Below are 10,991 nucleotides of genomic sequence, written 5' to 3' on the forward strand. Positions count from 1 at the left end.
AGGGTGCGCAGCCCCCGGCAATCAGTTGCGACGACCCAGCAACAGGCCGACCACCAGACCGAAGCCTGCGGAAATCGCCACGGTCTGCCACGGATGACCACCGATGTAGGTCTCGGTGGCATCCACCACCGGCTTGCTGCGCTCGCGCACGCTGGAGACCGAGTCCAGGGCCTGCTTGAGTTTGATGGCGACCTGCTCACGCAGGGTTTCGCCTTCTTCGCCCACCAGGGCTGCGCTGCTTTTAAGCAGCTTGTCGGATTCTTCGATCAGCGCCGTCAGTTCACTGAACGCTTGATCCTTGATTTGTTCTTCGACGGCTTGGGCAGCGGTTTTGCGGGCCATTGGGTGACTCCTTGCAGGTGAATGTGACAGTGAACAATGGAGTGTCCGGCGTCGGCAAAAGTTGCAGTTTTTTTGCCTGCAGCCGGTTTGGAGCAAAATCCGGATCAGGATATTTCGACCCACGGTGTAAGATGGCACCTATTTGTGCAGCAGGTAATTCAACATGAGCTTCAATCTCGCCAACAAGACCCTCGCCGAACGTGCCGAGCTGGAAGATGAAAAGTCCCGTCTTTATGACCTGTGGCAAAGCAACCTGGGCAAGGCCAAGGGCGAAGCCGCGCGACTGTTCGGTGAGCGCGCCAAGCGCAAGGGTAAATGGGCCGAATGGGTGCGTGCCGAGCTTGACGGCATGTCGCCACCGGAGTTCTCCGGCATGGTGCGCAGCGAAGTCAACAAGCTGATGGCTGCGGCTAAATAAAACACGCCACAATGGCCTCGCGCAGCGTGGGCAGCGGCGAGTCAAACCATGGCTCTGTGGCGAGCGGTCTTGCCCTAATGCCGTTCAGTTAAGGAAAATTTGCGGGCTTATTGTGGCGAGCGGGCTTGCCCCGCGTTGGGGTGCGAAGCGCCCCCCATCGAGCAAAACGCGGTGTACCTGATACGGCTCAGCGCCTGGCTTTGGGGCTGCTGCGCAGCCCAACGCAGGACAAGCCTGCTCGCCACAGGGAATCTACGCTTGTGGGCTTATTGTGGCGAGCGGGCTTGCCCCGCGTTGGGGTGCGAAGCGCCCCCAATCGAGCAAAACGCGGTGTAACTGATACGGCTCAGCGCCTGGTTTTGGGGCTGCTGCGCAGCCCAACGCAGGACAAGCCTGCTCGCCACAGGGAATCTGCGCTTGTGGGCTTATTGTGGCGAGCGGGCTTGCCCCGCGTTGGGGTGCGAAGCGCCCCCAATCAAGCAAAACGCGGTGTACCTGATACGGCTCAGCGCCTGGCTTTGGGGCTGCTGCGCAGCCCAACGCAGGGCAAGCCTGCTAGCCACGGGGATAGACACTCTCTTGTTTTACCAGGTCGCCGTGTTCGGCAGATTCAGCGTGCCACGGTCCACAAAGCGCAGGGTGCCGAACAGCCCACCCGCCAGTTTGCCGCGCAGCACGTATGGCAGGTTGTTCAGGCGTTGGGTCTGGCTCAGGCCCAGGGTCTGGCGCAACACGGAAAACGCTGAAACGCTGACCGGCACGGTCAGAACGGTCTCGGAAAAACGTGGGATGTTGCCGGCTTGATCACTCACCCCTGACGCCAGCGGCCGCCCGTTGACTTCCAGGTCCAGCGCCACGCCGTTGTAGTCAATCGCCGTTTCATTGGGGTTCTGCACCCGCAGTTTCACCGCGAAGCGCACTTCCAGGTCCTGGCTCTGCAGCGGCTCGATGCCCACCACGGTGATGTTGACCGGATCGCGATGGGGAAACAGCGCGCACGCGCTCAAGGTCAACAGCAGTAACGATAGAACCATGAGCTTGCGCATGTGAACCTGCTCCTATTTCGTGACGTCCGGGTCCTGCATCACCTTGAGGGTGGATGACTCCGGATCAAATTCGTCGTCTTCCAGCGCGATGAACGTTTCGGGCAGGAAGATGTTCAGCAGGATTGCACAGAACGCGCCCACGGTGATCGGCGATTCGAAGATGTCGTGCAATGTCTTGGGCAGGTCGCGCAGCACTTCGGGCACGGCGGCAACGCCCAGGCCCATGCCAAGGGAAATCGCCACGATCAGCACATTGCGCCGATGCAGGCCGGCTTCGGCGAGGATCTTGATGCCGGCCACCGCCACGGTACCGAACATGATCAGGGTGGCGCCGCCCAGCACCGGCTTGGGCATCAATTGCAGCACCGCGCCGATCATCGGGAACAGCCCCAGCAGCACCAGCAGGCCGGCGATGAAGTACGCCACGTAACGGCTGGCCACGCCGGTCAGCTGAATCACCCCGTTGTTCTGTGCGAACGTCACCATCGGCAGGCTATTGAAAGTGGCGGCCATGGCTGAGTTGAGCCCGTCGGCCAGCAGGCCGGATTTGATCCGCTTGATGTACAGCGGGCCCTTGACCGGTTGTTGGGAAATCATCGAATTGGCTGTCAGATCGCCTGCCGCTTCCAGCGGCGAAATCAGGAAGATCACCGCCACCGGGACAAACGCCACCCAGTCAAACGAAAAACCATATTTGAACGGCACCGGCACGCTGATCAACGGCACCTGGGGCAGGGCGGCAATGTCGACACGGCCCAGCCACCAGGCGACGACGAAGCCAAGGGTCAGGCCGATCACAATCGAGCCCAGGCGCAAAAACGCATTGTTGAAGCGATTGAGCACCACGATGGTCAACAGCACGAGCGCGGCCAGCCCCATATTGCCGGCTGCGCCCAGATCATTGGCGCCAAAGCCGCCGGCCATGTCGGTGACCGCCACCTTGATCAGCGACAGCCCCATCAGAGTAATGATGGTGCCTGTCACCACCGGTGTGATCAGCTTGCGCAGCTTGCCGATGAACTGACTGAGCGCCACTTCGATAAACGCTGCGAAAAAGCACACGCCAAAGATTGTCGAGAGAATTTCATCCGTACCACCGCCGCGGGCCTTGACCAAGAAGCCCGCGCTGAGAATCACGCTGATAAACGAAAAACTGGTGCCCTGCAGGCACAACAGCCCCGAACCGATGGGGCCGAAGGTGCGCGCCTGCACGAAGGTGCCCAGCCCCGAGACGAACAGCGCCATGCTCACCAGGTACGGTACTTCGCTTTCCAGGCCCAGCACGCCGCCGACGATCAGGGTCGGTGTGATGATGCCGACGAAGCTCGCCAGCACATGCTGCAACGCGGCAAACACCGCCGCGGTAAAGTGCGGACGGTCTTCGAGGCCGTAGATCAGCTCGGATTTATAGCGCGGACGGGGGGCTTGAGCGTCAGACAAAATGCGGGCTCGGGTCAGAAAAGGGAGGCGCAGGATGCCAGAAAGTCCTCATCGTCAGAAGTGTAAAAAAATATTTATAAGCCACCGGCATAATCTGATCGACCGGAGTGAACCGTCCTCACTCTGCTCATTTTTCGAGCCCTTCGAGACGGTCAGCCATGGCCGTCGTTCAAACGGTTAAGGCCAATGACATCCTGGCTGTTGATCGGCTTGAGGCTTTTGATCAAAAAGTCGGACCGGCGATTTCCCGTCATATCAACAGCCAGGTAATACTTTTTGGTGGCCGGGTGATATTCAACGAGGGTGTCGCCGATTCGTCCTGTGTAGTACTTGACGTGGTTGAGGGACACTTGGGCTTTTTCACTCAAAGTGCTTAAGTCGATTTTGTCTTTGCCGGTAGTGAAGTCCATCAGCACGTCAGCATTGTGGTAGGGCGAATCACTGATGGCGTCATAGTTGAAAATGTTGGCGCCTGCGTTGCCTGTGAGTTTGTCTGCGCCGGCTCCGCCAGTCAGACGGGTGGGGGCAGCCGGTAATTGTGAGCCCTCGTTAATTAAAATGTCATTGGGCTTTATAGGGTTTTTGCTCAAAATCATCAGCACGGACTTATTGTTGCCACTCACATCAAGAGTCAACCTGTGCATATTGATGCCTTTTTCATAGTCCAGTAGCAGTTCGCCTTTGCGCCCACTCAGCGTGCCGATTTGATCAGTGAGAACGCCGGTGAATATGGGTTTTGATATTCCGGCATCTTTCAGAACCCTGGAAAGATCAATTTTGTCGACACCACTGACGAAGTCGTTAAGCATGTCCGGGTTTTGTGGCGGCGAGTCGCTGGCCCTGTTGTAGACAAATGTGTCAGCCCCGCCGCCGCCGTAGAGGGTGTCGCCGCCGGCGTCGCCGGTCATGCGGTTGCCGACCTGATTGCCGGTCAGCACATCATGCCCTGAACCACCGATGGCGTTTTCCACGACCACACCTTTGGCGATGGACACATTACCTTTCCTGTCGCCGACGTCTGAGAGGGACTCGGCATTCAGATTGATGTTCTGGTCTTGCCCGTAACCGGAAAAATCCAGGGTGTCGTTACCGCCGTTGTCCCAGACGCAAAAGGCCGCCAAGTCTCTGGAGGAGGCCAGACTATAGTAGTCACGCCCGGCGTTGGCGTTGAACCCATAAGTAGTATTTCCCTTTCGGGTGTTGTGATTGGCTCCGTAGAGGTCTTGAACGCCTGCAATGTCGCCCATCATAGGGGTGGCTGTACTGGCCGACCATCTAAGGCCTTTTTCGTCAGGGCGCTCCAACCAATGGGTCGTATAGGACATGGCGGTATGGGTTTTGTTGTTCTCGGGATAATGACCCTGTGGATGCTCCAGCCCCAGGCTATGGCCGATTTCGTGAATCATTGACGAGTTTAGAGGTAAGCCTTTTTCATCCACTCCGATCGCGATGCTCATGCTGCTGGTATCACCCACCGGCAGGTTGGCGACACCGCCCACACCCGGGTTGCCGTGAACGAGTATGGAGGCGTCTGCACCTTTGCCGTTCTCGATGAAGGTGACCTTGGTGACGTCTTCCCATGCGCGAATTGAATCTCTGAAGGCTTTTTTTCTGCCCTCGCTGAACTCCGTTGCTCCCCCATTTTTGCGCCAGGCATGTTCCGGGTTGGACAGGTCAATAAACTTATAGGCGACTGTTATCTTGCCATCACCGTTTGTATCGACGATTTTATATCTATTATGGGTAATATCTTTTGCAACTTTATCTGAGGCGGAAGGGAAAGCAGGCTTATTAACAGTCGAAGGGGTCGTATGATCGAGTGCAGGCCGGGAAGCGTTAAGATTTAACCGGGCAGACGGCAAGGATTGAATGTTCAATAGGGAACCTCTCGATAATTTTATGGGGTTGCCAACGTGATAGTTAGTTTGAAGAGGGCGGGAAAGAAAGTAAGTAATTTTCGCAGGGGGGGCAACCCGGTAAATATGTCGTTGTGTGAGTTGGACAGTGGGGGTGTTTCGAGGCGTAAGTGGCGTGTTGAATATTGGCATTATCGCGTCCGAACGTTAGTAAACGAGGGATCGAATAGAAGAATGTAGTGGGGGCGGAAAGTGACGGTATCAGCCAGTCATGTTTACCCACCACCCGGTTGACGAGGGCTGGCGCCGTTTAAAGCGCCCCTACATTGACCCAGCGCTCTTCTTGAGCGGCCAGGCGTATCGCTGTTGCCAGCCGCTCGACCGCCCACGCGGCTTCAAAGTCAGTGCCTTCAGCGCCTTGACCCACCAGCGCCATGACCAACTCGTGGACTTCCAGCGTCTTCAGTTCGTTGTAGCCCAGTTGATGCCCGGCGGCCGGGCTGAAGGCCGCGTAGCCGGGCAGCGCAGGGCCTGCGAGTAAACGCTGGAAACCGTGCTGGCCGACGCGGCATAGGCGCAGCTCATTCAAGCGCTCCTGATCGAATGCCAGGGTGCCTTGGGTGCCACTGATTTCAAAACTCAGGTGGTTCTTGTAGCCATGTTTGAGCCAACTGCTGCTCACCGTACCGCGTGCGCCATTGGCGAAGCGCAGCAGGGCATGCACCTGGTCATCCACTGCGATGGGTTTGAGGTCGCGGCTGCCTTTGACGGCAGGGCGTTGGGCATGCACGGTTTGCGTGTCGGCACACACGCTTACCACATCGCCTGCCAGGTAACGCGCCATCGACAACAGGTGGCTGCCCAGATCCGCCAGCGCGCCACCGGCATGTTCCACTTCACAGCGCCACGACCAAGGCGAGGCCGGATCGGCCATGAAGTCTTCGCTGAACTCGCCCTGAAAGCTGATGATCCGGCCCAGCTCGCCATTGGCGATCATCTGCCGCGCCAGCCCGATCATCGGGTTGTGCTGATAGTTGTAGCCCACCCGCGTGATCACGCCTGCGGCACGGGCAGCCTGGCGCATTGCGTCGGCCTGCTCGAGGCTGACGGCCAGGGGCTTTTCGCAATACACCGCCTTGCCCGCCGCAATCGCGGCCATGGCCATGGGGTAGTGCAAGTGGTTGGGCGTGGTGATGGCGACGACGTCAACCCTGGGGTCGTTGATCAACGCTTGCCAATCACCCTGGGCCTGGCCAAATCCCCAGGCTTTGGCGCAGCGCTCGGCGCGTTCACCGTCGGCATCGGCCAGGGCGACCAGCTTGAGCTGAACCGGCAGGTCGAACACTGACCGGGCATTGTTGAATGCCAGCGCGTGGGCGCGCCCCATGAAGCCTGTGCCGATCAAACCGATTCCGAGTTCGCGCATCGCCGTGGTCCTTGGATTTTTATTTTCAGGAGCACTATTAATGGAATAAATATTCTCTTAATTCAATACATGGAATAAAAATTCATTGCTGCCCAATCAATCACTCTGGCGAATGCGGCTATATTCAGACGCTGACGAAAAGCCACTAGTTAACAAAAGATAACGTACCGCCGATTGTCAGGCGATTCCAAAGCCCGCTAGGATGGCCCGTGCTTGCTTCAGGCGCTCTAGATTGCAGGTTTCAGCGCCCGGGAAGACGAGACGACCTGACAAAAAATAATAATGGGGAGAAAGGTCTATGAGTGAGCCTGTCATGGCTTGGGTTGTTTGCCGCCCACGCGCCGCACGCAGGGTTGCGATGCTGGCCACAGCGCTCTCGCTGCTTGGCGCTGTCGCGTTGTCGACCGCCGTCCAGGCCGCCAGCGATACCACCGCGCCAGCGGTGTCTGCGATTGAGTCCCCCAAGGCCGTCAAGGGCCTGATGATCGATGTGGTGCACGCCGGCAAACGTCTGGTGGCAGTCGGTGATCGCGGGCACATCCTCTATTCCGATAATCAGGGCAGCACCTGGACCCAGGCCAGCGTCCCCACCCGCCAGTTGCTCACGGCGGTGTTTTTTATCGACGACAAGCACGGTTGGGCGGTCGGCCACGATGCGCAAATCCTCGCCAGCACCGACGGCGGTGCCACCTGGGTCCAGCAATTTCAAGACCTCAAGCGCGAAGCGCCGTTGCTCGACATCTTGTTCAACGATGCCAGCCACGGCCTGGCGGTGGGCGCCTACGGGGCGTTGATCGAAACCACCGACGGCGGCAATACCTGGACCGACGTCAGCGACCGCCTCGACAACGAAGACCAGTTCCACCTCAACGCGATCGCCGCCATCAAGGACGCCGGCTTGTTCATCGTCGGCGAGCAGGGCAGCATGTTCCGCTCCAGCGATAACGGCCAGACCTGGGAAAAACTCGAAGGCCCTTACGAAGGCTCGCTGTTCGGCGTGATCGGCACGGCGCAAGCGCAGACGCTGTTGGCCTATGGCCTGCGCGGCAATCTGTACCGCTCCAGCGATTTCGGCAGCACCTGGGAGCAGGTCGAGCTGAGCGCGGCGCGCGGCGCACTGGAGTTTGGTTTATCCGGCGCCACCTTGTTGGCGGATGGCTCCATCGTGGTCGTCGGCAATGGTGGCAGCGTGGTCGTCAGCCATGACGACGGGCTGACGTTCAGCGTGTTCAATCGCCCGGACCGTATCTCGCTCTCGGCCGTCACGGCGGCGGGCAACGGCAATCTGATTCTGGTCGGGCAGGGCGGCGTGCGGGTTGCCACGCCGGCTGGCGCCGAACCGACAAAACAATAATAAGGGCGGGAAAGCATGAGCAGTCATCACAACGATAAAGCGACCTTCCTTGAACGCCTGATCTTCAACAACCGCCCGGCAGTCATCGTGATCTGCCTGCTGGTGAGCATTTTCCTGTTCTGGCAGGCGACCCTGATTCGCCCGTCCACCAGCTTCGAAAAAATGATCCCGCTCAAGCACCCCTTCATCGAAAAGATGATGGAACACCGTAACGACCTGGCGAACCTGGGCAACACCGTGCGCATCTCGGTGGAGGCCAGGGACGGTGACATCTTCACCAGGGACTACATGGAGACCCTGCGCCAGATCAACGACGAGGTGTTCTACATCTCCGGCGTCGACCGCTCGGGCCTCAAGTCGCTGTGGAGCCCCAGCGTGCGCTGGACCGAAGTGACCGAAGAAGGCTTCGCCGGCGGTGAAGTGATTCCGCAGAGCTACAACGGCTCGCCGGCCAGCCTCGATCAACTGCGCAATAACGTGCTCAAATCCGGCCAGGTTGGGCGTCTGGTGGCCAACGATTTCAAGTCGAGCATCGTTGATATCCCGTTGCTGGAGTCCTATCCGGACCCGCAGGACCAGGGCAAATTGCTCGCCCTGGACTACCAGAAGTTTTCCCATGAACTGGAAGACAAGATCCGCGACAAGTTCGAAGCGCAGAACCCCAACGTCAAGATCCACATCGTCGGCTTTGCCAAAAAGGTCGGCGACCTGATCGACGGGCTGGTGATGGTGGTGCTGTTCTTCGGCGTTGCGTTCGTCATCACCCTGGTCCTATTGCTGTGGTTCACCCATTGCGTGCGCAGCACCGTTGCGGTGTTGAGTACCACCCTGGTGGCGGTGGTGTGGCAACTGGGCCTGATGCATTTTTTCGGCTTCGGGCTCGATCCTTATTCGATGCTGGTGCCGTTCCTGATCTTCGCCATCGGCATTTCCCACGGCGTACAGAAAATCAACGGCATCGCCCTGCAGTCCAGCGAGGCCGACAACGCGCTGACTGCTGCGCGGCGTACCTTCCGCCAATTATTCCTGCCGGGCATGATCGCGATCCTTGCCGATGCGGTGGGCTTTATTACCCTGCTGATCATCGACATCGGCGTGATCCGTGAACTGGCCATCGGCGCCTCCATCGGCGTGGCGGTGATCGTGTTCACCAACCTGATCCTGCTGCCGGTGGCGATTTCCTACGCGGGCATCAGCCAGCGCGCCATCGCCAGGAGCAAGAAAGACGCGAACCGCGAACACCCGTTCTGGCGCTTGCTGTCCAGGTTCGCCAGCGCCAAAGTCGCACCGGTCTCGATCCTGCTGGCGCTGGTCGCCTTTGGCGGCGGCCTCTGGTACAGCCAGAACCTCAAGATCGGCGATCTGGACCAGGGCGCACCGGAGCTGCGCCCGGACTCGCGCTACAACAAGGACAACAACTTCATCATCAGTAACTACTCCACCAGCTCCGATGTGCTGGTGGTGATGGTCAAGACCAAGGCCGAAGGCTGTTCGCGCTACGAAGCCATGGCGCCCATCGACCAACTGATGTGGAAGATGCAGAACACCGAGGGCGTGCAATCGGCGATCTCGCTGGTGACCGTGTCCAAGCAGATGATCAAGGGCATGAACGAGGGCAACCTCAAATGGGAAACCCTGTCGCGCAACCCCGACGTGCTGAACAACTCCATCGCCCGCGCTGATGGCCTGTACAACAACAATTGCTCGCTGGCGCCGGTGCTGGTATTCCTCAACGACCACAAGGCCGAGACCCTCGACCGCGCGGTGCACGCGGTGCAGGACTTCGCCAAAGAGAACAACAAGGACGGCCTGGAATTCATCCTGGCAGCCGGTAACGCCGGGATCGAAGCCGCCACCAACGAGGTCATCAAGGAGTCGGAACTGACCATCCTGATTCTGGTGTACCTGTGCGTGGCGACCATGTGCATGATCACCTTCCGCTCCTGGGCCGCCACCCTGTGCATCGTGCTGCCGCTGGTGCTGACCTCGGTGTTGGGCAACGCGCTGATGGCGTTCATGGGTATCGGCGTCAAGGTCGCGACCCTGCCGGTGGTGGCGCTGGGCGTTGGGATTGGCGTGGACTACGGCATCTACATCTACAGTCGCCTGGAGAGCTTCCTGCGCGCGGGTCTGCCGCTGCAAGAGGCGTACTACCAGACGCTCAAGTCCACGGGTAAAGCGGTGCTGTTCACCGGCCTGTGCCTGGCGATTGGCGTGTGCACCTGGATTTTCTCGGCGATCAAGTTCCAGGCCGACATGGGGCTGATGCTCACCTTCATGCTGCTGTGGAACATGTTCGGCGCCCTGTGGCTGTTGCCGGCGCTGGCGCGTTTCCTGATCAAGCCCGAGAAGCTGGCGGGCAAGAAGGGCAACTCGTTGTTCGCCCACTGAGGCTAACATCAAGGTCTTTATTGTGGCGAGCGGGCTTGCCCTAATGCCGTTCAGTTAAGGAAAATGTGTGGGCTTATTGTGGCGAGCGGGCTTGCCCCGCGTTGGGGTGCGAAGCGCCCCCAATCAAGCAAAACGCGGTGTACCTGATACGGCTCAGCGCCTGGCTTTGGGGCTGCTGCGCAGCCCAACGCAGGACAAGCCTGCTCGCCACAGGGGAGCGTCGGTGCGACGATTCGACTTGCCCGCGAAAGCGGTGGGTCTTCAACATCAATGTTTGCTGGGCCGACGCCATCGGGAGCAAGCCCCCTCCCACATTTTTACAGCGTTCGGCAGACCATTTCGGTCGGCTCTCAGGCCGCCGCGCTTTTGATCTTGATCTTGATCTTAGGCACACCGAGCCTGGGCGAGGTGCCGAGTGTTGGGGCAAGAGCGTTTTGCTTACTTTTGCGCTTTTCAAAAGTGAGCCGCCGTAAGGGCGGAACCCTAAGTCGCCGTTACCGCACAAACCGATATGTACACCGAAAAGTCGCACCGCTCATTGCTTCGAGCATCACACTGGCTTAACTGTGGCGAGCAGGCTTGTCCTGCGTTGGGCTGCGCAGCAGCCCCAAAACCAGACGCTGAGCCGTATCAGGTACACCGCGTTTTGCTTGATTGGGGGCGCTTCGCACCCCAACGCGGGGCAAGCCCGCTCGCCACAACAAGCCCGCTCGCCACG

8 protein-coding genes are annotated in these 10,991 nt (G+C 59.1%); 3 read left to right on the forward strand and 5 right to left on the reverse strand.

Annotated features, from left to right (window positions below):
• Positions 1–21 precede the first annotated feature (21 nt).
• Positions 22–342 carry a DUF883 family protein gene (locus tag RHM60_RS02355; protein WP_017738628.1) on the reverse strand — a complete coding sequence of 107 codons (321 nt, stop codon included), beginning with the start codon at positions 340–342 and terminating at the stop codon, positions 22–24.
• 163 nt (positions 343–505) lie between these two features.
• On the opposite strand from RHM60_RS02355, the gene RHM60_RS02360 reads away from it, so the two are divergent.
• The gene (locus RHM60_RS02360; protein WP_057009320.1) at positions 506–760 is read left to right on the forward strand and encodes a hypothetical protein; all 255 of its coding nucleotides are present in this window, start codon (positions 506–508) and stop codon (positions 758–760) included.
• A 584-nt stretch (positions 761–1,344) separates the two neighbouring features.
• Here RHM60_RS02360 and RHM60_RS02365 read toward each other — a convergent pair.
• The 4 genes from RHM60_RS02365 to RHM60_RS02380 all read right to left on the reverse strand — a co-directional run bounded on the left by RHM60_RS02365 (position 1,345) and on the right by RHM60_RS02380 (position 6,528).
• Positions 1,345–1,806, reverse strand: coding sequence for an LEA type 2 family protein (locus tag RHM60_RS02365; protein ID WP_322213468.1), 462 nt, complete (start codon positions 1,804–1,806; stop codon positions 1,345–1,347).
• A gap of 12 nt (positions 1,807–1,818) precedes the next feature.
• Positions 1,819–3,246 carry a nucleobase:cation symporter-2 family protein gene (locus tag RHM60_RS02370; RefSeq protein ID WP_322213469.1) on the reverse strand — a complete coding sequence of 476 codons (1,428 nt, stop codon included), beginning with the start codon at positions 3,244–3,246 and terminating at the stop codon, positions 1,819–1,821.
• Positions 3,247–3,398: 152 nt separating this feature from the next.
• The gene (locus RHM60_RS02375; protein WP_322213470.1) at positions 3,399–5,123 is read right to left on the reverse strand and encodes a M10 family metallopeptidase C-terminal domain-containing protein; all 1,725 of its coding nucleotides are present in this window, start codon (positions 5,121–5,123) and stop codon (positions 3,399–3,401) included.
• 289 nt (positions 5,124–5,412) lie between these two features.
• A complete protein-coding gene (locus RHM60_RS02380; protein WP_322213471.1) occupies positions 5,413–6,528 on the reverse strand; it encodes a Gfo/Idh/MocA family oxidoreductase in 1,116 nt (371 codons plus the stop codon).
• Between the two features lie 313 nt (positions 6,529–6,841).
• Here RHM60_RS02380 and RHM60_RS02385 point away from each other — a divergent pair, with 313 nt between their 5' ends.
• Positions 6,842–7,882 carry a WD40/YVTN/BNR-like repeat-containing protein gene (locus tag RHM60_RS02385; RefSeq protein ID WP_322213472.1) on the forward strand — a complete coding sequence of 347 codons (1,041 nt, stop codon included), beginning with the start codon at positions 6,842–6,844 and terminating at the stop codon, positions 7,880–7,882.
• 15 nt (positions 7,883–7,897) lie between these two features.
• Complete coding sequence (locus tag RHM60_RS02390) at positions 7,898–10,273, forward strand: efflux RND transporter permease subunit (RefSeq protein WP_231423732.1); 2,376 nt, start codon at positions 7,898–7,900, stop codon at positions 10,271–10,273.
• Positions 10,274–10,991 lie beyond the last annotated feature (718 nt).

Origin of the sequence: Pseudomonas sp. MH9.3, from assembly GCF_034354675.1 — a bacterium.
Classification (GTDB): Bacteria; Pseudomonadota; Gammaproteobacteria; order Pseudomonadales; family Pseudomonadaceae; genus Aquipseudomonas.